The organism is Chitinophagales bacterium (genome assembly GCA_017303415.1).
Lineage (GTDB): Bacteria > Bacteroidota > Bacteroidia > Chitinophagales > Chitinophagaceae > SpSt-398.
In genome coordinates, this window is sequence record JAFLBJ010000001.1 from 1,029,922 (window position 1) to 1,052,545 (window position 22,624).

The 22,624-nt window shown below is 44.3% G+C and carries 17 protein-coding genes; 13 read left to right on the forward strand and 4 right to left on the reverse strand.

Going from position 1 to position 22,624, the window contains the following annotated elements:
* Positions 1-23: 23 nt before the first annotated feature.
* Positions 24-815 (forward strand): N-acetylmuramoyl-L-alanine amidase, encoded by a 792-nt coding sequence (locus tag J0M30_04560; protein ID MBN8666753.1) that lies wholly within the window; start codon positions 24-26, stop codon positions 813-815.
* A 10-nt stretch (positions 816-825) separates the two neighbouring features.
* Here J0M30_04560 and J0M30_04565 read toward each other — a convergent pair whose 3' ends face one another.
* Positions 826-2,367 carry a sulfatase gene (locus J0M30_04565; protein ID MBN8666754.1) on the reverse strand — a complete coding sequence of 514 codons (1,542 nt, stop codon included), beginning with the start codon at positions 2,365-2,367 and terminating at the stop codon, positions 826-828.
* Positions 2,368-2,571: 204 nt separating this feature from the next.
* On the opposite strand from J0M30_04565, the gene J0M30_04570 reads away from it, so the two are divergent.
* The 6 genes from J0M30_04570 to J0M30_04595 all read left to right on the forward strand — a co-directional run bounded on the left by J0M30_04570 (position 2,572) and on the right by J0M30_04595 (position 12,869).
* Positions 2,572-3,129 (forward strand): RNA polymerase sigma-70 factor, encoded by a 558-nt coding sequence (locus J0M30_04570; GenBank protein MBN8666755.1) that lies wholly within the window; start codon positions 2,572-2,574, stop codon positions 3,127-3,129.
* Between the two features lie 113 nt (positions 3,130-3,242).
* Positions 3,243-4,436, forward strand: a complete 1,194-nt coding sequence (locus J0M30_04575) for a FecR domain-containing protein (protein MBN8666756.1) — start codon at positions 3,243-3,245, stop codon at positions 4,434-4,436.
* A 167-nt stretch (positions 4,437-4,603) separates the two neighbouring features.
* Positions 4,604-8,236, forward strand: coding sequence for a SusC/RagA family TonB-linked outer membrane protein (locus tag J0M30_04580; GenBank protein MBN8666757.1), 3,633 nt, complete (start codon positions 4,604-4,606; stop codon positions 8,234-8,236).
* A gap of 154 nt (positions 8,237-8,390) precedes the next feature.
* On the forward strand, positions 8,391-9,734 hold the full coding sequence (locus tag J0M30_04585) for a RagB/SusD family nutrient uptake outer membrane protein (protein ID MBN8666758.1): 1,344 nt from the start codon (positions 8,391-8,393) through the stop codon (positions 9,732-9,734).
* 101 nt (positions 9,735-9,835) lie between these two features.
* Positions 9,836-12,190 carry an AhpC/TSA family protein gene (locus tag J0M30_04590; protein ID MBN8666759.1) on the forward strand — a complete coding sequence of 785 codons (2,355 nt, stop codon included), beginning with the start codon at positions 9,836-9,838 and terminating at the stop codon, positions 12,188-12,190.
* A 271-nt stretch (positions 12,191-12,461) separates the two neighbouring features.
* Complete coding sequence (locus J0M30_04595) at positions 12,462-12,869, forward strand: hypothetical protein (protein ID MBN8666760.1); 408 nt, start codon at positions 12,462-12,464, stop codon at positions 12,867-12,869.
* Between the two features lie 52 nt (positions 12,870-12,921).
* On the opposite strand, the gene J0M30_04600 is transcribed toward J0M30_04595, so the two are convergent.
* Both J0M30_04600 and umuD read right to left on the reverse strand, forming a co-directional pair.
* Positions 12,922-14,217, reverse strand: a complete 1,296-nt coding sequence (locus J0M30_04600) for a Y-family DNA polymerase (protein ID MBN8666761.1) — start codon at positions 14,215-14,217, stop codon at positions 12,922-12,924.
* A 107-nt stretch (positions 14,218-14,324) separates the two neighbouring features.
* On the reverse strand, positions 14,325-14,756 hold the full coding sequence (gene umuD, locus J0M30_04605) for a translesion error-prone DNA polymerase V autoproteolytic subunit (protein MBN8666762.1): 432 nt from the start codon (positions 14,754-14,756) through the stop codon (positions 14,325-14,327).
* Positions 14,757-14,913: 157 nt separating this feature from the next.
* On the opposite strand from umuD, the gene J0M30_04610 reads away from it, so the two are divergent.
* Complete coding sequence (locus tag J0M30_04610) at positions 14,914-15,537, forward strand: 2'-5' RNA ligase family protein (GenBank protein ID MBN8666763.1); 624 nt, start codon at positions 14,914-14,916, stop codon at positions 15,535-15,537.
* 188 nt (positions 15,538-15,725) lie between these two features.
* Positions 15,726-16,796: a PA0069 family radical SAM protein gene (locus J0M30_04615; GenBank protein MBN8666764.1), complete on the forward strand. Its 1,071-nt coding sequence runs from the start codon at positions 15,726-15,728 to the stop codon at positions 16,794-16,796.
* Positions 16,797-16,860: 64 nt separating this feature from the next.
* Here the strand turns inward: J0M30_04615 and J0M30_04620 are convergent, their stop codons facing one another.
* Complete coding sequence (locus J0M30_04620; GenBank protein ID MBN8666765.1) at positions 16,861-18,012, reverse strand: DUF5009 domain-containing protein; 1,152 nt, start codon at positions 18,010-18,012, stop codon at positions 16,861-16,863.
* 202 nt (positions 18,013-18,214) lie between these two features.
* On the opposite strand from J0M30_04620, the gene J0M30_04625 reads away from it, so the two are divergent.
* The 4 genes from J0M30_04625 (at position 18,215) to J0M30_04640 (ending at position 22,612) form a co-directional block, all read left to right on the forward strand.
* Complete coding sequence (locus J0M30_04625; protein MBN8666766.1) at positions 18,215-18,709, forward strand: N-acetyltransferase; 495 nt, start codon at positions 18,215-18,217, stop codon at positions 18,707-18,709.
* A gap of 161 nt (positions 18,710-18,870) precedes the next feature.
* A complete protein-coding gene (locus tag J0M30_04630) occupies positions 18,871-19,389 on the forward strand; it encodes a UpxY family transcription antiterminator (GenBank protein ID MBN8666767.1) in 519 nt (172 codons plus the stop codon).
* Between the two features lie 46 nt (positions 19,390-19,435).
* Positions 19,436-20,194: a polysaccharide biosynthesis/export family protein gene (locus J0M30_04635; protein ID MBN8666768.1), complete on the forward strand. Its 759-nt coding sequence runs from the start codon at positions 19,436-19,438 to the stop codon at positions 20,192-20,194.
* A 39-nt stretch (positions 20,195-20,233) separates the two neighbouring features.
* Positions 20,234-22,612, forward strand: coding sequence for a polysaccharide biosynthesis tyrosine autokinase (locus tag J0M30_04640; protein ID MBN8666769.1), 2,379 nt, complete (start codon positions 20,234-20,236; stop codon positions 22,610-22,612).
* The last annotated feature ends 12 nt before the right edge of the window (positions 22,613-22,624 follow it).

A 22,624-nucleotide genomic window follows, 5' to 3' on the forward strand; every position in this document is an offset into this window, starting at 1 on the left:
CTGCGAGAAACTAAATATCGAAAATGAATCGACTACTTTTCTTTTTGCTTTTCATTTATGCCTGTACAAACCCATACCGGGTTACGAATAAAGTTTACAAAAAGCAGGCAAAGGAGTATGCCAAAATACTCCGGGCTTATCCTCTTGAGGATTCCGCGCAGGGGTCTCCCTATTTTGCGGGTACCACTAATTTTTCTTTACGCAAACCACAGTTTGTCGTCATTCATCACACGGCTCAAAACTCCTGCGACCAAACGTTGAAAACCTTTACCCTTACCCGCACCAAGGTAAGCGCGCATTATGTGGTCTGCCGGGATGGAACGGTCTTTCACATGCTCAACGATTATTTCCGGGCACACCACGCCGGCGTAAGCAAATGGGGCAATGCCCTTGACCTCAATTCAGCAAGTATTGGTATTGAGTTGGACAATAATGGCAGTGAGGTTTTTTCGGAAGAGCAGATGAACAGTCTGCTGGTATTATTGGGTCGTTTAAAAAAGACCTATGATATTCCCCAGGCCAATTTCGTTGGACATGCCGATGTAGCCCCCGGACGAAAAGTGGACCCGAGCCGGTATTTTTCCTGGCAACGTTTAGCGGAAAATGGGTTTGGGTATTGGTATGATACAGCGGGGGTGGTGGTTCCGCCTGATTTCAATGCGCTGCAGGCCTTGCGTATCATTGGGTATAATATTAAAGATACCGGCACAGCGATACAATCGTATAAGATTCACTTTGTGCCTGCAGATACTACCCGCCTGTTGAATGAAAGCGATAGAAAGATTTTGACTGATCTGCAAAGAAAGTATCAATAGAAATAGAGACTTAGTTGAGTTCTCCAGCGGTTTCGTGGTCATCATACCGGTTCCGTTCCTCCAATAAGGCCGCTTTCATATTGGCCAATATTTTTCTGTATTTTTTTAATGCGACCAGGTTCTGATGTTCTGTCGGGTCTTTTTGCAGGTCATACAACTCCCATTCGTTAACGGTATAAAAGTAGATCAGTTTGTACCGATCACCCCGAATACCGAGGTGGGGTAATACATAATGATCGATCGGGTATTCGTAGTAATGATAATAGAGGTTCTTGCGGGGTAGAGTAGAATTTTCTCCGGTCAAGACTGGTTTTATACTCAATCCCTGCATCCAATCCGGTCGGGGTACACCTGCCAGATCGAGTATGCTGGGGGCGTAGTCAATGTTTTGTACCAGGGTGGTGGAGGTAGAGCCCGGGGTGATATGTCCCGGCCAACGTATGATCAGGGGTGTTTGCATCGAGACATCATACATCCATCGTTTATCAAACCAGCCATTTTCTCCAAGATAAAAACCCTGATCACTGGTGTAGATCACTACAGTATTGTTGGCGATACCTTCCTGATCCAGATAGTCCAATACTTTGCCGGTGCTTTCATCTACCGAGGCGATACAGGCGAGGTAGTCCTGCATGTACCATTGGTATTTTAATTTTAAAATGGCCACGTCATTCCCCCAGGCGGCATTTAACTGTTCGGCCCGATGCGCGTATATTTTTTGCATCTCCAATCGGTCTGCTTCCGGAATACGGTTCATAAAGAAGCGATAGCTCCGGGCTTCATTCGAATCCAGTTGAATACCCGGAAGCATTCGAATCTTTTCCGGATCCAGTTTCAGATCGGTGCACCAGGTCATGTCCTTCATGATGCTCATCCGTTGTGTTTGCCAGGCTTTACCATGTTCTTCCATTTTGGCAAAGAGTGTGGGTGGTTCCGGAAAGTTTTTCTGGCTAAAGATCCGCAGGTTACTTAGTGTAGGCACCCAGTTGCGGTGAGGTGCTTTGTGATGGAGCAGGAGCATAAAGGGTTTTGACCGGTCACGGGACTGCAAAAATTGAAGCGCCTGCTCGGTGATCACTTCGGTGGTATATCCTTCGTAATGAACGGTATCATTGTTCATGTGTATAAGGGCCGGACGGTAGTAAGCCCCTTGCCCGGGTAATACTTTCCAATAATCAAAACCTGTGGGTAATGAATGCAGGTGCCATTTGCCTACCAGTGCTGTTTGATAGCCTGCCGCGCTCATCAGTTTGGGCAGGGTGGTCCTGGTTCCATCAAAAGGAGTACGGTTATCGCGGATACCATTCTTGTGCGAGTGTTGACCAGTAAGCAGGGTAGCCCGCGCAGGGCTACAGATCGAGTTGCCCACAAAAGCCTTTTTAAATAACATGCCTTCTTTGGCCAGACGATCGAAGGCCGGGGTTTGTATAAATGTATTATTATAGGCACTTATTGCATCGGCATCATGGTCATCGCTCATAATGTAGATGATGTTGGGGCGGTTTTGAGCGTGGAGGGAGGTGGCAAGCAGTAGCAGAATTATTAACTTCATATAGTGAATTTATTCATTTTTCAGTTTCTCCCCACGAACGCCAGGAAGCACATGGGTAGCTGCGGGAAACGACCATGCAGCGAAAGAAATTTTTTTGTAGTCATGATTAGGAGATTCTACTTACTTTTAGTCTAACGAAAATCAACACTCAGGAGGTTAAGGACTTTGAATCAATCATCTACATATGATGATAAGACATTGCTATTGCAAGTGTCACAAGGTAATGAACTAGCATTTCAGGAGCTTTTCAATGCCTGGTCCTCCCGCCTCTATCATTTTACCCTTGGATTAACCAAAACCCACGAACTCGCCGAAGATATTGTCCAGGATACATTTCTAAAGATATGGCTGCGTCGCGACCGGCTCAACGACGTAGAGCATTTCTCCGCTTACTTATTTCGTATGGCCCAGAATGCTGTTGTAGATAGTTTGAAGCGCCAGGCCAACGAGGTATTGATATTAGAAAGGAATATCTCCGTATCCACAGAAGATCCTGAACCGGACAGCCGGTTACATATCAAGCTCGTCAAGAATGTGTTGGAAGAGGCCGTGCGCAAATTGCCCGCCCAGCAACAGAAAGTATGGCGGCTACGGCGGGAGTACGGCAAGCGGATCAAAGAGATAGCGGCCGAAATGGGCATTTCTGAGATGACCGTCAAGGGCCATCTCAACCGGGCCCAGGCCAGTTTACGCAGTGATCTGGAGCGCGAATTCCCGCTGGAAGGGGGCATCCTCATGCTCATTTTAGGTCTGTTACCCTGATTTTTTTTATCCGCACTGATACCTTTTTTTCCTTTTACAGTCTTTCTTTTTGCAGGTTAACTTTTTATTACGGGAGCATCAATTTTTTATCAACCCTGCTGTAAAATGGTCATATGGAGCGTGAACGGATTGAATACCTGTCCCATCAATATATACGCGGTACGGCAGATACTGGCGAAAAAGCAGCCTTTTTGGCCTGGGTCAGAGAGGAAAAGGATGAGGACCTGATCCGGGAGATACTGGCGAAGCAATGGGAGGGCTATGAGAGCAAGGCTGAGTTACCATTTGATCAGCGAAGCCGTTTATTTCAGTCTGTACTCCAGGCGGCCCGGCTGTTGCAGGAAGAAGACCTTTCTCCGGTCCGTTCTCTTTTATTCTGGAAACGTATGGTGGCCGCCGCTTCGGTGGCGGTATTGCTATTGGCCGGTTATTTTCTTTTTCAGCGTCAGTCTTCAAGGTCAAATACGTCATCCGGGGTTGTACAAACCCAGGCGCAACGGTTTAAAAACGACGTTGACCCTGGCCAATATAAGGCCAAATTGACACTGGCCGATGGTAAGGTTGTTATACTGGATAGTGTATTGGCCGGGCAACTTGCCACTCAGGGTGGAACGGTCATTGTCAATAAGAACGGGCAGTTGGTGTATCAATCCGAAGGAAAAACAACTGAGGTTCTGTACAACACACTTACCACCGCCAAAGGAGAGACCTATACCACTGTGCTGGCCGATGGGAGTAAAGTATGGCTGAACTCCGCTTCCAGCATACGATTTCCCGTGGCTTTTACCGGGAATGAGAGACGCGTGGAAATTACCGGCGAAGCATACTTTGAAGTGGCTCAGGATCACCGAAAGAAATTTATTGTCAGTAGCCATGGGGTGAATACCGAGGTGCTTGGTACTCACTTCAATATCAATGCATACGCCAATGAAGAAGCTGTAAAGGTTACTTTATTGGAAGGATCTGTACTGGTCAGCAATCAAACCGACAGTAAAACCATAAAACCCGGGCAGCAGGCATTCGCTGTTGCCAATTCACCATTTACAGTAAATCATTCACCTGACCTGGAAGAGGTAATGGCCTGGAAGGATGGCCGGTTTTATTTTGAGAACAGCTCGGTAGAGTCTATTATGAAGCAGGTGGAGAGATGGTATGATGTGGAAGTAGTATACAAGGATCAGATACCGCATTTGTTTGTAGCAAAAATTCCCAGAGAAGTCCCCATCTCAGAATTGTTGAAATTATTGGAGCTGACCGATCTAGTTCACTTTAAAATTGAGGGAAAGAAAATTACGGTGATGAAATAGGTACCTGTTGAAAAAAAAAGTTCTTACTGGTTGATCCAAATGAAAACAGGGAAGTGTTCGTACCACTCCCCTGCGAGTAGCCTGGGCTAACCCAATATCAAGCGTTGACTGCTTTCCCGGCCGAGGCTGGGAGATAAACATTGTATAACCCAAACTAATGCAAAGTTATGTTTTTAAAGGCTATTTGTAAGACGGATGCCTTGTGCAACCTGTTCAACAACCAAACCTGCCTGCCGGCCAGGCAGGCGCTGTTGATTATGAAATTTACAGCCATTTTTCTATTTGCGGCGGCCCTCAATGTCAGTGCCAAGGGATATGCCCAGCAGGTAACCCTGTCCTTAAAGGAGGTGTCCATTGAGGAAGCCTTCAAAGAAATTGAACGGCAGACAGGGTACAGTTTTGTGTATTCGAAAACCCAGATATCCCAAGCCCGCAAACTTACCTTGAAAGTAAAGAACATGAACCTGGAGGATGTGTTGGAATTGTGTTTTAAGGACCAGCCATTGACCTATACGGTACGGAATAAGTTTATTGTGGTGAAGCAAAAAACCCTGCAGGCACCTACTATTTCCCTGATCACGGACGACACACAATTACCACCGCCGATAGATGTACGAGGAAGGGTAGTTGACAGTTTGGGAAACGGACTCAGTGGAGCCACGGTTCAGGTAAAGGGAAGTAGTATAAAAACACAAACAGACGGAGATGGGTTTTTCGAGTTGAAAGGGATACCTGACAATTCAGTTTTGCAGATAAGCTATGTAGGGTTCAATTCAGTTGAACTTAAGGCTACTAATGCTGACGCATTGAGCAGGGTGATAATGAAACTAAGCAATAAATCGTTGACGGCCGTTGTTGTGAGGGGGAATACAGGCTACGGTGTTATTGACCGCGACCACCCCGGCTCTTTTGATGTAATTGATAATAAATTACTGAACCGCCGGGTGAGCACAAGTATAATGGAACGGATTGAAAACCTCACACCGGGATTATCTTTTGAAACACCCAGTGAACCTAGAGGCGATAACCCTTATGGTATATTGATAAGAGGACGAAACAGCATATTTTCCAGCGTTGCACCTTTGATCGTGGTTGATAATTTTCCTTTCGATGGTAATATCAATACTATTAATCCCAACGACATTGAAGCCATAACAATACTTAAAGATGCTGCCTCCGCAGCCCGTTGGGGAGCCCGTGCAGGTAATGGGGTAATTGTTATAACAACCAAGCGGGGAGCCTCTTCACAACCACGCATAAATATTAATTCCAATTTCACTTTCCAGGGCAGACCTGATTTAAGTAAGAAGCCGAGGATCGGAACTGACGATTATATTGAACTGGAAAAATGGCTTTTTGACCAAGGCTTTTATGATGGGGATATCAATAATACGTTTCAACGCCCACCCCTTACGCCGGTGGTAGAGTTGTTGCTCCAAAAACGAAACGGCAGCATTACGGCTGCCGAAGCAGAAGCAGGCATCAATTCATTTAAAGGAACCAATGTAACAGATGACCTGGAGAAATATTTTTACCAACCCAGTTTTTCCCAACGGCACTCGGTGAATGTAAGTGGTAATACTTCCAATATTAATTACTACCTGTCGGCTGGTTTTGATAAGGCTGTTCCTAATATTGTTGGTCGTAATTTCTCAGACAGAGTATCATTAAGAAGTCAGAATACATTCAGGGTGTCAAGGAAATTTGAAGTGGAGACAGGGTTAAGTTATGTTCAAAATAATTCTGTGCGGGCTAATAATCCAGGTATCGATGGTATAAATAGCGGTGGTGGTAAAGGGCTTTACCCCTATGCGGACCTTGTAGATAATAATGGGCAGGGATTGGTGCTGGTAAAAGATATGCGAGGTATTTACAAAGACACAATGGGAGGTGGAAAAATATTAGACTGGAGATACAATCCCTATAATGAAATTAATGAAGTAGAAAGCAACACCAGAATCAGAGAATTTTTGATGAATGCGGGCTTACGGTATAAGTTTAATAATAACTTCAATATAGAGTTACGCTATCAATACCACAATGGACTATCAACAACAAGCGGGTATCAAAAGGAAGGGGCATACAGTACAAGAGATCTCATAAATAAATTCTATCAACCCAATGCAGCCAATAAATTTCCTGTGCCCATCGGAGGGATCATGGATGTAAATAACTCAGAATTTGTTTCCCATCAGGGCAGAATGCAGTTAAACTATAATAAGGTTTGGAGGGATAAGCATGATATTGGGTTCCTGGCTGGCTGGGAAATTAAAGACCTGACTACAAAAGGAAACAGTTACCGGCTTTACGGATATTCGGAGGAAGGCAGCCGGGTGTATTCAGGGATGGATTTTGTAAGTTTCTTTCCCCAGTTTAACTATGGCCAGTTTGCCCAGTTTAGAACTAGCCAAATCCCCAACGCCCAGTCAGTTTTTAAAAAGGCAGACCGGTTTGTATCCTATTTTGCCAATGCCAACTATACATTTGATAAACGTTATACTATTTCTGCTAGTGCAAGGGAAGATGCGGCCAACCTGTTTGGCGTAAAGACAAATCAAAAAGGCGTACCTCTATGGTCTGTAGGGGCAGCCTGGCAAATTAATAATGAGAAATTTTACAATATTGAATGGATGTCTGATCTGCGGCTCCGGGCATCCTTTGGGCATACTGGTAATTTCTCAAGAGCAACATCTGCTATTTCTACCATAGCATACAACGATTTTCCTAATTTTTTGGGTAATGCTTTTGCTAGGATTCTAAATCCCCCCAATGCGGAATTGCGTTGGGAACGTAATAAGACACTCAACCTCGGGATTGATTTCAGTATATTGAATAAGAGGATTTCAGGTACCATTGAATATTACAGGAAGAAGAATATTGACCTGATGGCACAGGCTCCTATTGACCCTACCGTTGGATTTACCCCGGTGAATGGTGGCACTTCTTATGTATATAGGAATACGGCGAGTATGAAAGGACATGGACTGGAATTGAGTTTATTTACGAAAAACTTAGAGGGAAGAAAATTCCAATGGAGCACCGCTTTCTTGTATAGCTCCAGCCTTTCAAAAGTGTATGAATATTTTGTTCCGCCGCCAACCCGGTCTTCTGCGTATCTCGGTAATAATAGTACACCCCTAATCGGAAAGCCATTGTACAAATTGTACAGCTACCAATGGGCAGGTCTTGATCCTGCCAACGGTGATCCACAGGGGTATTTAGGCAAGGATAAAAGCAAAGATTACAGTGCCATCTTCAATAAAACAAGTATAGATAGCCTGGTTTATCATGGTGCTGCCCAGCCTACGCATTTTGGGGCCATACGAAATGAGTTTGCTTTTGGAAACTTTGCGTTATCAATAAACATAAGTTATAAGTTGGGCTATTATTTTAAACGGAATTCAATAAGCTATCCCGGGTTATTTAGTTCATGGTCAGGCCATTCCGAATATACAAATCGATGGCAAAAACCAGGAGATGAATTAAACACGAATGTTCCTTCAATGGTCTATACATCCAATCCCCAGTTCGACAATAGGAGTTTTTTTTATTCAAGGTCATCAGCATTGATTGAAAAAGGAGACCATATCAGGCTGGAGGATATAAGTTTTAATTATACAATAAGCAAATCTGCATTACATATGTTGCCGTTCTCTGAAATAAGGCTGTATGGCTATATAGGAAATATTAACTGGCTTATCTGGAAAGCAAATAAGGCTAATGTTGACCCGCTTAATATTGATGATGGAAGGAGCATAAATCCAATTACACTATCATTTGGAGTGAATGTCGGGTTGTAAATGTAAATTATTTCATTAATAAAATAGTACTACTATGTATAATATCACTTTCAATAAAAGCCGGTTCCTATACAGGTCTTGGAGTTCTCTAAGGAATATATCACTTATCTGCACATCAATTTTTATTTTCAGTTCCTGCAAGAAATCAGATTATTTGGCTGAAAAGCCTGACCAGGCATTAATTATTGCGTCAACTTTGAAGGATTACGATGCGTTGCTCAACAATACTATTATTGTGAATGGCAGTGGAATAGGTGTTGTTCCGTCGTTAGGTGAAATTTATGGAGACGATTATTATATTGCACCGCATATATTTGAGAACGATTTACCCCACACATTTTATAGGGACAGTTACACCTGGAGCGATAATACTTATAATGATCCAGTGTACGCACCCAAGGATTGGAGTTTTTCATATAGATGTGTCTTTTATGCTAATACTATATTAGAGGGGTTAGCCAAATTAACTGCAACACAAGAACAGCAACAGCAATATAACCAAATCAAAGGAAGTGCATTGTTTTTTCGGGCACATTCCTTTTATTGGCTGGCACAACTATTTTCACCTCACTACGATAAGAATACAGCAAATACTGATTTGGGTATTCCTTTAAAACAGAGTGCTGACATAACTGAAAAAATAAACCGGTCAAGCGTCCAACAAACCTATGAAAAAATTATTGCTGACCTGAATGAGGCTTTGCCATTACTTGTGAGTCAGCCCACTCTAATGACTCAACCATCTAAACTTGCCGTTTATGGGTTACTTGCCCGTATTTATTTAACAATGGGAGAATATGATAAGGCTTTGTCAAATTCCACGTTGTATCTGGGTATAAAAAACGAGTTAATTGACTTCAGCTCTTTACCACCCAACAGCTATTATTCAATGCCTGATCCAAAGAATAATGTTGAAATTTCTTTTTATAGTATTTTAATTGATGAAATACTGATAAACTTATATCCTGCAAGGATCGATAGTACTATTTATGCTTCTTATAATAATGATGATCTGCGAAAGGCCTTATTTTTTGAAGATGCAGCTTCTGATTTTGGAATTCCCGATGATTATGGAAAATATTTTTCAGGCAGTTATGACAGAACAAATAAATATTTTGCAGGCATTTCAACAAACGAGATCTATTTGATCCGGGCTGAGTGTTATGCAAGAACGGGTAATATCAGCAGTGCTTTACAGGATTTGAATGATCTGATGAGAAAGAGATGGAAGAATAGTGTTCCCTACCCTAGCATAACAGCTTCTACACAGGCAGAGGCATTAGATAAAGTCCTAACTGAGAGACGAAAAGAATTACTCTTTCGGGGATTGCGGTGGGTGGATATTCGTAGATTCAACAAAGAGGGTGCGAATATTTCCATCACAAGAAATATCGATGGCCAGATATATACTCTTCCAGCCAACAGCAATAAGTTTACTCATTTAATTCCACCCGAGGTTATCGATTTCAATCCGGGCTTGCAACAAAACCCACGGTGATATACAAGTAAATCCAAGCGTAATTATTATTTAAGAATATTGAAAGGAACAAAAGGGTTTCTTAGAAACCTTTTGTGACTGGATGTTAAAGAGTCATTCGTATGAAAATGTTGAGATCAGTTTTGTTGCTGACAATTTTACCAGTGTTGTTATCTTTTGCGGTTCAATCACCTGGAGAAAATGAATTTTATGTAAAAGGGAAAATTGAAGGGATAAAGGATGGGGTAGCATTGCATTTGATCCAGTATTCAACAGGGGATACAGTTGCAACAGCCACAAGCCGGAATGGAAAATTCGATTTTCGGGGAAGTGTTCCTCATGGCACAGAGTATTATTTTATCAGGATTGATACTGCCATTTCAGATAGGAGAAGTTCTGAGCTTCTGCTCGTAAATGACAGGCTTACACTAATGGGTAAATTTTCAGATTGGCCCAAAGTTGATCTTAAAGGATCTGAACCTTATTATGACTGGGTAGAATTGGCAAAATTGTGGGAAGCGACAAAAAGTTTGAAAGATCAGAAAGAGATTATCCGGAAATTTATAGATGAACATAGCAACTCGCTATACATATCTGATCTCATCCGGAGAACAGGCAATTTGTTCAGCTTAGATGAACGGGAGCATCTATATGCTCAACTCACATCGTTTGCAAAAGACAGCTATTTTGGAGAATTACTGAAGACTGATTTAGTATTGTCGAGAAAAAGAGAACTGATCAAAGAGGGAACTATCATTCCGGATTTTTCCGTGACACTGCCTGATGGTAAAAAAGCAAACTGTCATGAACTGATCAGCCAATCAGAATATACATTGATTGATTTTTGGGCAAGCTGGTGCAGACCCTGCCGGGAGGCTGTGCCGGGTATGAAAAAAGTATATCAAGCCTTTAATGAAAGAGGGTTTAATATATTAAGCATTGCTATAAGCGATAAGGAAACTAACTGGCAACGGGCATTGAAAGAAGATGCAACTCCGTGGACCAACGCAAGAGATGTGGAAGGGATATGCAATGATATATTTGATATTCCTGCTATTCCTGGCTTTGTGCTAGTTGATCGAAAAGGGAAATTGATCTCTTATCATTGTTCCGGTTCTGCAATTAAAAATTTTGGTTCCTCTCTGAACGGAGATACCTTGTTCACTACTATTGAGAATCTTTTCACGAAAACACCTGTATCATTTTCTACTCTTAAACCAATAGCAATTGGTGAAAAAGTCCCAGATATTCCATTAGGTGAGTTGGCATCTGATCCTGCAATTATTAAAAGGCTATCTGACTACAAGGGGAAATTGCTGATCCTTGATTTTTGGAGCACACTGTGTGCTGTATGTATTGCCGAGTTTCCCAAGATTGACAAGCTGCAGCTGCAATTTGCTGATAAAGTTGTAATCCTTCCTGTTGGTTTTGATGTTGACAGACAACTGTCCATCAGGGATTTCCTGGAAAAGAGTAAAGGAACAAAGCGGGAACTGAAATTGCCATCCGTTGTACAAAAGCCAACCGATTCATTGCTGATGCAATTATTTCCTTTTTGGGGACTGCCACATGAAGTTTGGATCGACCCGGAAGGCACCCTGATTGGATTGACAGATCATAAAGCACTCACTGCAGAAAACATTGAAAGTATATTGTCAGGTAAAGTGCCGTCCTTTTCTGTTAGAAAACCCAAATCAATTGTCTTATCACAATCAATTCCATTCCTGATAAATAGGAATGCTGGAACATCATTGATATATGGCTCAGCTTTTTCCGGCTATATAGATTCACTAACAAGTATTTCACCGGGAGGTATTTATCGAAAGGATAGCATTATCAGGTATTATGATGTAAATCAAACAATGCTGGGTTTCTATAGAAGTGTATATAATAAAGCAATACCAGAAATAAGCTTCGATTGGGGCAAAAAGAGAATTATTTATGAGCCTTCTGGTAAGCCATTGCTTAAAGATTGGGAAGATTCAGACAGTATGGATAACTGGGCTTATGAGGAATTTGAACGAAACAATTTATTTGCCTATGAGGCTATTCTTCCTTCGGCCTATAGCAATGATCAAGTCTATCGGTTTTTAACTTATGATTTTGACAGATTTTTTAAAGTTAAAAGCACTGTTGAAAAAAGAAACACAAAATACTATGCCCTTGTGAGAATCAGTACCACGGGTAAGATCAAATCAACCATTGAGGATAATGTTTTTAGAAGGGATAGTGATAGCCTTATACTCAGAGGTCGCAGTATTGACGAGCTTGCGTCATACCTTAATTCTGCTCTCCCGGACGATCATGAAATAATTGATGAGACTAAGTATAAAGGCAAGATCAGGATTGGTCTCAATATAAGAGATCAGACTATAGCATCAATGAGAAAGCAACTGAGGGAGTATGGGCTTGATCTGGTTGAAAAGAATAAAGTATTAAATATGTTGGTATTTAGAGAGGAAAATTATATAAGGTAGGTTTACCCAAAGTGGCAGCGATAAATATTAGCGATCGTTTTCTGATTATTAATGATTATCATTTCTGATTCCAGGCTGAGTGTGTTTCTGGGGGTAGTGAGTTTTATACTTTTAGTTTGGGGATGATAATAAAGTTTCGTGTACGAAATAACCCCATTCGTCCAATTTGTGTTTTACTTAGCCCACCCTCCGGCTACTTTAGGCATCTAATCTTTTATCACCAACACAATACTTTATGAAGCTTTCACTAATTGTATGCAGTCTTCTTTTAATGGGACTATCCACCCAGGCCCAGGACCCTGTAAAATGGACCTTTAGTTCAAAAAAGATCGATGATAAGACCTTTGAGGTACATCTGACCGCTACCGTACAATCGCCCTGGACCATCTATTCCCAAACCACCCCGGATGGAGGGCCGCTGGCAACAAGTTTTTCTTTTAATAATAACCCCTTGCTGATCCTCTCCGGAAAAGTTAAGGAAGTTGGCACCATGCACAAAAAACATGAAGAGGTGTTTGGCGTGGATGTATTTTACTATAAGGACAAAGTAGATTTTGTACAGGTGGTTAAATTAAAAACCAAGGCCAAGACCAATCTGAGTGGCAAATTGGAATATATGGCCTGTGATGAGGAGCAGTGTTTGCCTCCGAAGGAGGTGCCCTTTAGTGTTTCATTGTGAACAGATATCTAATAGCCATTAGTATTTAGCAATTACTTATTAGCTAATGGCTTTATCTTACATCAGGTAACTCATTCCACCTTGTGGTAAACCGTCGGCTACGCAGTTCCTGTCTCATCTTCCAATCACGGTCCAAACCGCTGGAGGCAAATTTGAGTACATCATCACGCTGACTGAAATTGACATTGTCGATCATGTCCATCAACATGCGGCCGGAATTTTCTTTTTCCTCGACAAATAAATTTCCCTGTATCGACTCATCGGGTACCACCCCACTGAGTATTACCCCGGCTTTTTTATAAACACGCCCTTTTTCATATAAGGACTCCACCAGTTCAAGGGCAGGTTTGATCAGCTCATGGGTAAGGGAAGTGGCAAGGGGGAGGATCGTGAGGCGGGAGACTTGGGACGTCTGTCGTGAGTCGTGAGACGTGAGTGGTGAGTCGTGCGTGGGACGATAAACGATGAATACCTCTATCTGCGTGGCGGCGCTGAACTGGCGGCGCAACTTTTCGGCAGCGCGGGAAGTATAGGTAGCAACGGCTTCTTTGATATCTTCAAGTTTGGTCACCGGATGCCCGAACATGCGGGTGGTGGCGATCATTTTCTTTTCCACCAACTCTTCTTTGAGGTCGATCGACGGGAGGCCTTTCAGTTCGCGGATCATTCTGGCGCCAACCACGCCGCCCATATTTTTTCGCGCCCAGTCTTCTTTCATGTGTTGAAGCTGAAGGGCGTCGTAGATACCCCAGATCTCCGTCAGTTTTTTCGCGTATTGGCGACCCACGCCCCAAAGGTCACTCACGGGTGTGACCCGGAGTGCACGCTGGATTTTTTCCTCGGTATCAAGAACGATCACGCATTTGGATTTGGCCTTATGCTTTTTTGCCAGCCGGTTGGCCACTTTTGCCAGCACCTTGGTGGGAGCTACACCAATAGAAACGGAAATACCCGTCCATGTTTCTACGGTATGCCGTAAATCCATGGTCAATCGTGCCAGGTCATTGAGGGGGATATGATCGAGTTGTACAAAAGCCTCATCAACGGAATAGACTTCCACCCGTTCTTCTCCAACACAGTGACGCAAGGTATCCATGACGCGCATACTGAGGTCACCATACAAATTGTAATTGGAGGAAAAAGTAGCGACCCCGTTTCTTTCGATCAGGGGTCGCGCTTGAAAATAGGGTACGGCCATTTCCACACCGACTTGCTTGGCTTCATCGGAGCGGGATATTATACAGCCATCGTTGTTGCTGAGTACGACAACGGGTTTGGTTCGCAGATCCGGGCGAAACAACCGCTCGCAGGAGCAGTAGAACGAATTGCAATCAACGATAGCATACATAATTCAATGAATATCTCCGTGCCCTTCGTGCCTCCTTTGTGTCCTTCGTGTCCTCCTATGCAAGACCTGCGTAGGAGGACACGAAGGACACAAAGCAGCCACAAAGCTCACAAAGGGTGAATCGCATAGGTAACTACTCCCCATACGGCGAAGTCGCTGAACTCCGACAAATTGATCGCCTTATACCGCGGGTTATCCGCCACCAGGAAAGCTGCGGAGAAATTCTGGTGAATCCGGCGCACCAGTAAATCCCCATTTAAAATGGCCACAATGATCTTACCATTGGTGACCTTGATCGAGCGATCAACGATCAGGGTATCCCCATCGTGGATACCCGCTTCCTGCATGGCATCCCCTTTCATACGAAAGAAGAAAGTGGCGGGCTTATTCCGCACCAATTCTTCATTGAGGTCAATGCCCCTTTCGGCATAATCGTCGGCCGCGGCGCCAAAACCAGTGGCGTTGGCGGTTCGGACCTTTGCTTGTGTAAAGTCCTTGGTGCCCCGATAGGAGGCGCCTACAAAATTCTCCCCATCCATAGTAGCGATTTTTGGTTTCTCGCCGAGCCTGCAACCTAACCTGCAGTCGAAGCGAGAAACCAAAGTAACAAAAAAATTTGGAAAAACTAATAAATTTAGTAAATTTATGCTAAATATGTTGGACTGCTAATTATTGATCATTTAAAAAGCATGGGTTATGGAATTGAAAACGATCAGCTCAACGACGATTCCCGGGTACCGGGTCTATGAGTATTTATTGGTACTTACACCACCGGAGGAACTGCGTCACCGGATCGTGAAAGTAAAACAGGAATTTGCCGAAAAATTTCAGGTGGAATCAGGAGTGGGGATCAAACCCCACCTGGCCCTGGCTAATTTTGTGCAATACGACATGATGGAAGACCGGCTCGTAAGCCGATTGCAAACCATTGCCATGGGGCATCCGCCAATCAAGGTGGAATTGCGTGATTTTGGAAGCTTTCCTTCACATACTATCTATATCAATGTCATTTCCAAATTACCCATCCAGCAATTGGTAAAAGGTATCCGTCGCGATGCCCAGCGTCTGATGAAATTGAATGATGACCACAAGCCTCATTTCATGCTGGATCCTTTTTTCTCCATCGCCCGGCGCCTGAAACCCTGGCAGTATGAAAAGGGTTGGCTGGAGTATAGTCACAAAACCTTCACCGGTCGCTTTATCGCCGATGGGTTGTTATTGCTAAAAAGACCCGTTGGGGAAATGCGGTACCAGATTGTGAAGCGGCTGGATTTTATGAACCTGCCCGTGTTGACAAAGCAGGGAGAGCTTTTTTTATAGCATTGATTCACCGCAGAGAACAGGAGGAAGCAGAGTTACGCAGAGAAATTATGAATTATTGATTATTAATTTCTGCTTATGATCTGAGATTTGCAACCAGCTTACGATATAATCAATGATTTCTCTGCGTAACTCCGCGTTCTCTTGTTCTCTGCGGTGAAAAAAACTTCATTACCCGTACTTCCAAAATGCAAAAAGATCCCAACCCTACTCCCTATCACCACGGTAGAGGTGCACAATTCAATACCCCTAACCGGTTTCAAAAAAATGAACTCACCCGCGAGCACATCGAAGGCGTGGATGACTGGGAAGACCTCACCGGCTCCACCCAGTATTTATTACAGGAGAGCAAATCCATCGTAAACAAAATAGAGAGTCCGGATGTAGGAATGTCCTATAGTATGAATCCCTATGCCGGCTGCGAACATGGTTGTATCTATTGTTATGCCCGCAATGTGCATGAATACTGGGGTTATAGTGCCGGTGTTGATTTTGAGCAAAAGATCATCGTGAAAAAAAATGCGCCCCAACTCCTGCGTAAATTCCTGATGAAACCGGCCTGGGATGCCACACCGATCATGTTGAGTGGGAACACGGATTGTTATCAACCGGCTGAACAAAAATTCCGGTTGACACGAGGTTTACTCGAAGTATGCAATGAATTCAACCAACCGGTTGGGATTTTGACCAAGAATTCCTGGATACTAAAGGACAAGGACCTGCTGCAGGAAATGGGCAGGAAGAATATTGTTTCGGCCATGGTATCGATCACTTCCTTTGATGAAGACCTGCGGCGACAAATGGAACCACGTACCACGACGGCCAAACAAAAATTAAAAGTGATACATGAACTCAGCAAGGCAGGTGTGCGGATGGGGATCATGATGGGCCCGATGATACCCGGGCTGAATGAACATGAGATGCAGCGGATCATGAAGGCCGCGCGTGACAATGGCGCCAGCTTTACCGCCTATACCTTTATCCGCCTGAATGGCGCCATCAAATTATTGTTTCATGATTGGTTGTATAAAAACTTCCCCGATCGTGCGGATAAGGTCTGGCACCTGATTGAGCAAAGTCATGGTGGAAAAGTAAACGACAGCCAGTATGGAAGACGCATGCGCGGTGAAGGGAATGTTGCCGAACTGGTGCACCAGCAATATAAGAAGTATGGGAAGTTGTATGGAATGAACGCGGAAGAATGGAGCCTGGAGCGTGGGTTGTTTAAACGGCCCGGGGAGCAGATGAAGTTATTTTAGCAATATGAATTTCATGAAATACACGGATTGCATGTAATCCGTGTATTTCATGAAATTCGTGTTATTAGACCTTTATATAAATCTTCTTCCTGTCCAGCCAATAACAGATCAACCACATCAACGTAATCACGGCAAGTGCGTACAACAAGGAACCCACGCGTGGATCGCCGGGGATATGGACCAGTACGCGTTCATACAACCAGTTCCAGGGGTTGACGCCATCACCCATCCGGATCAATGCAAAGGTTTTTGGTAAAAAGGCACTCAGCGCAAAAACAAAGAGGGCATTTTTTCCAAACACATCAAAGAACCGGGATAAAAAGCCTTTTACATTTCTGAATTCAATAAGGTAGATCATGGTGGCAATGGTCATAGTGGCCAGTCCGCAGGTATAGATCGTATAGGAGCTTGTCCAGATCTTTTTATTGATCGGGAATACAGTATCCCACATAAATCCACACAGGATCATGGCTATGCCGGCTACAAAAAGCCCGGTGAGCATTTCGTAGTTTTTTCCTTTTTTCTGAATATAATCTCCCACGAGATACCCAAATATCACATTCACGATCGCGGGGATGGTACTCATGATGCCTTCGGGATCAAAGGGCACACCTTCCCCTTTGTACATATGGGCCACACCCAGCACGGCCCGGTCTACCTGGTTGCCAAACCAACCCATCATGCTGTAAGGATCGGCGGGATCGCCCAATGTGGCGCAGAGTACCCAATAAAGCAGGAGCAGGACCAACCCCGCAAAAAAGGCGAGCCGGGGTTTTAAATAATAGATCATTACGGCGGCGAAGAAATAACAGAGGGCAATACGGGCCAATACCCCAAGGATGCGGACACCCTGTTCATTCCCTTTGCTATCGATATAGGACCAGGGTTTGAATACCAACCCATCGGCGCTGTATTTGAAAAAGGGCCACCAGGTAAGAAACAGTCCAATGGCAAAGATGAGCAGGGACCGTTTCACCACTTTTTTCCAAAAAGCCGCGTCACCCCCTGCCTGCAAACGGGGCATGACAAACGAAAAGGCATTGCCTACGGCAAACAGGAAAAAGGGGAATACCAGATCGGTGGGGGTCAACCCGTGCCATGCCGCGTGTTTCAGCGGAGGGAAATTATGGGTCCAACTACCAGGGTTGTTTACCAGTATCATCAGGCAAACAGTGGCCCCCCGGAATACGTCAAGGGAGTAGAAGCGCTGGTTCAAAGCAGTTTGGTTTTAGGGAAGTTAGGATTTTATTGGAATACTATGATTGCGCGAATGAAGGGGAACATTTGGAAATAAGGATTTACGCTGATTACACCGATTACACGAATTTGACCTTTGCGGCGGATGGATGATTTTCCGGCGCGTTCACAGCGGGAAACCTCGCTATGACAAATTGGGAAAATAGTTGAACCTTTGCTTCATGTCCGACTATTTTGTCCATCCCACCGCTGTTGTTGATGAAGGTGCCCAGATCGGGAAAGGAACCCGTATCTGGCATTTTTGCCACCTGATGCCACAGACTGTATTAGGGGAAGATTGCATTCTGGGGCAAAATGTCTTTATTGACAATAATGCCCGGATCGGTGACCGGGTAAAAGTGCAGAATAATGTCTCCATTTATAACGGGGTAGTGGTCGAGGACGATGTTTTCCTCGGTCCATCCGTGGTGTTTACCAATGTGATCAATCCCCGGAGTTTTATAGAGCGCAAGTCAGAATTCCAACCTACCATCATTCGAAAGGGCGCAACCATTGGCGCTAATGCCACCATTCTTTGCGGGGTAGAGATAGGCGAATACGCCATGATCGGAGCAGGGGCGGTGGTGACCAGAAATGTACTCCCTTATGCCCTGGTTGTGGGTAATCCCGCCCGCCAGACCGGATGGGTAAATAAGGATGGCCAAACCAGGGTCTGATTTTAGGCCATTCGATGTTTCAACTTATTCAGTATGTGTGCATTTTATTCATTTGTCAGTCACAGACAAGGGATTATATTTGCATCCGAATTAAGGAAACGAATAATTTATTCGTTATCTAATTGATTTTCATTTAGTTACAATATTTTTCTGTGACTGAAGTGGCGAAGCCGTCCCGAAAACCGGCCAGATGGTATGCACTCTACACCCGCTCCCGGTGGGAAAAAAAGGTGAACCAGCTATTGACCGAGCGGGGGTACGAGAGTTATTGCCCATTGAACAAGGTGACGCGTCGTTGGAGCGACCGGGTCAAGATCGTGGAAGAGCCCCTGTTCAAGTCGTATATTTTTGTCAAGATCACGGACAAGGAACGGACTTCGGTGCGGATGGTGGAGGGGGTGATCAATTTTGTGTATTGGCAGGGGAAGCCGGCGTTGGTTCGGGAGAAGGAGATCCAAACCATTCGGAAGTTTCTGGATGAATATGATAATGTGAGTGTCGCGGAGGCGGCTTCTTTTTCTCCTCACCAGCGGGTTCGCATCATTTCCGGGCCTTTGATGGATCATGAAGGGGAAATTTTACAAATTCGAAAACGTACGGTCCAGGTTGCGATCGATAGTCTGGGCTTTATTTTGATCGCTTTTATTGACCGTAAAAAACTAACTTCGGTTCGCCAATAATGGACATATCCATTGAAAGGTGACCACTAACCCAAATCCAAATCACATGCGGCCACTAGCCTGTCTGATCCTGGGCATCGTTTCGTTGGTATTTTTCTCGTGCAAACCCCAGGAAACATCGACTTACCTGCAGCATTACGCCGATTCCACTAAAAAGGACTCACTCGCCCTCGCGATAAAGAACCCGATCATTCAAAAGAATGACCTGCTTTCTGTGCTGGTCTTTAGTGCCAGTACACTCCCGGAGATCGATGTTCTTTACAATCTTCCGGTTTCCAGTGCCGATCGGGGATACCTGGTGGATGCGGAAGGTAAGATCAATCTTCCCCGGGTTGGACCCGTGGTAGCGGAAGGACTGACCAAGGAAGAATTGGCCGCGGTCATCAAGAAAAAATTAGAGGATACCGGAGAACTGACACTACCCAGTGTTTCTGTACGGTTTCTGAGCTATTCCATAACCGTATTGGGTGAGGTAGCGGCGCCAGGACGCTTTTCCATTCCCAACGAAAGGGTGACCGTACTGGAAGCTATCGGCCTGGCCGGCGACCTGACCTTGTATGGAAAAAAGAAAGAGGTTATGGTACTCCGCGAAAAGGATGGCAAACTGGAGCAAGCCATACTCGACCTCACTTCCAAAGACATCATTGCTTCACCCTATTATTTTCTGAGCCAGAATGATGTGGTCATTGTCAATGCCGACAAGAACAAGAACCAGGTCAAGGAGCAGGTAACTGCCCAACGTATCAGTCTGGGATTGAGTATCGTTACTTCCCTGGCCATTCTGTATAATATCTTTAGAAAATAGGGCACAACCTTTACACATCATCAATAACCAATAATTGGAATGGAAGAAAATCAGGTAGTCAATAAGGATCTGGGTGGTCTTTCCATACGGGATATCTTTTTTAAATATATCCGGTTCTTACCCGCTTTCCTTATCTCCATCGCGGTGGCCCTCTTAGGTGCCTTTTTATACCTGCGTTATACCACCCCTATTTACAGGGCTTCCGGTACGATCACCTTTATTGAAGAGAAGGGAAGAGGAGATAAACTCGATGAGATATTCAACAGCAACAAGACCCAGGATGTATTGGCGGAGATCGAAGTACTGAAATCAAAACCCCTGATGGAACGGGTGGTGACTTCCTTAGGACTTCAAACTACCTATAATGCGGTAGGAAAGATCAAGACCCTGAACATCTATAAGAGCTGTCCCTTCCGGATGGAAATCCTAAGTATCACGGATTCACTCCGCTCTTTTTCCATGGGCATCAAGTTTGTGGATGACCAGCATTTTCAGATCAATAACGAATCCACCCTTTATTCCTTTGGCCAGCAGTTTCAGAATGCCTACGGACGGTTTTCGATGAAACCGGCAGGACAAGAATTTGGATCAGCCAAAGGAAAGGAGTTTAGTGTTTCCTGGAACCCTTCACCGATCGTGGCTACCTGGTATGCCCCGATGATCCGTGTTTCACCCAAGATCGTAGGATCAAACATCTATAATATATCGATCGATATCTCCAACCAACAACTGGGCGTTGATATCATCAATCAATTGATGCGGGAATACCAGGTATTCAACCTGGAAGAAAAGAACAGGGCAACACGTGGTGTGCTCTCCTTTGTCAATGACCGGCTTGACTTTTTGCAAAGGGATATTGACTCGATCAAGGTCCGTCTCCGGAATTACCGTAAAGAGAACGGCATTACCAATATCGAGCTTCAGTCAGAGAACTATTTTGCTACAATGACGGAGGCGGAAAGGGCGGCCTATGAGAACAGCATTCAATTGGAGATTGCCAAGATGATCGAGATCTACCTGGTCGATCGACAGAATGCTTTTGACGCCATCCCCAGTGCCCTTAACCTGCAGGATGCTACTTTGAATGGATTGGTGGAACAATACAATGCGCTCCAGTTCGAACGGAAAAAGTACCTCGATGCGAGCGTACCGGAAGGAAACCCGATGGTCAAACAAAAGACCAGTGCCATTGAGCAGGCCCGACTGGGTTTGCTGGAGAACCTGAAAAATGTGAAACGTTCCTATCAACGGATCATTGATGATAACCTGCGCCGGAGCGGTGCTTCCGAATCACAGGTAAAACAACTTCCGGAAAAGGAACAGAAACAGCAGGAGATCGTTCGTGACCTGGAGATCAAGGAGAACCTGTACAAGTTCTTGTTGGAAGAAAAGGAGAAGACCTCGATGCAACAGGCCTCCAACCTTGCCAACTCCAAGATATTGGAAGATGCGGTTGGTTCAGGCACTCCGATAAAACCCAACAGAAGAGGGATCCAATTGCTTTCGTTTATCATTGGGCTTGGCTTACCAGCCATGTTCATCTTCTTCCTGGAATTGATAAACGATAAGATCTATACCCGATACGATATTGAGAAGATCACCGATGCGGCTGTGATGGGAGAGGTTGGTCACTCCTATAGTAGTTCGGTACTGGTAGTGAGTAAGACAAACCGGTCAATGGTGGCGGAACAATTCCGCATTGTGCGATCGAATTTGCAATACATATTGAATAAGGTGGAGAAACCGGTCATATTGGTCACCTCCTCCTTTAGTGGAGAGGGTAAATCCTTTGTTACCACCAACCTGGCCGGGGTTATGGGGTTAGCCGGTCGAAAAACGGTGATCCTCGAGTTTGATATTCGTAAACCCAAGATCCTTTCGGGGTTAAAGCTCCATCAGAAGATCGGTATCAGTAACTACCTCGTGGGTAAGGCCACGCTCGAAGAACTGCCTTTAGCTGTACCGGGTTGTGAGAACCTGTATGTAGTGAGTTGCGGACCTGTACCACCCAACCCTTCGGAATTATTGCTGGATGAACGGGTGGCCAAACTCTTCGCCTGGCTGAAAGAGAATTTTGATGTAGTTATCATTGATACCGCGCCGGTAGGTATGGTGAGTGACGCGATGACGCTGGGCAAGTTTGCTGATGCCACCTTGTATATCGTACGGCAGGGCTATACCTATAAAAAACAGATCGGACTGATCGATGAGTTTTATAAAGGAAGCCGTTTACCACGTATCTCTATTGTGATCAATGATGTGAAACTCAGACCCGGTTATGGATACTATGGGTATGGCCGGTATGGATATGGGTATGGATACAGCGGCGGTTATTATGACCTGGAAAAAGACAATCGTTCTGTAATAAAGAAATTTCTGGAATTCAAATGGTTTGCCCGGTTATTCAACCGTAAATGATTTTTATCTTTT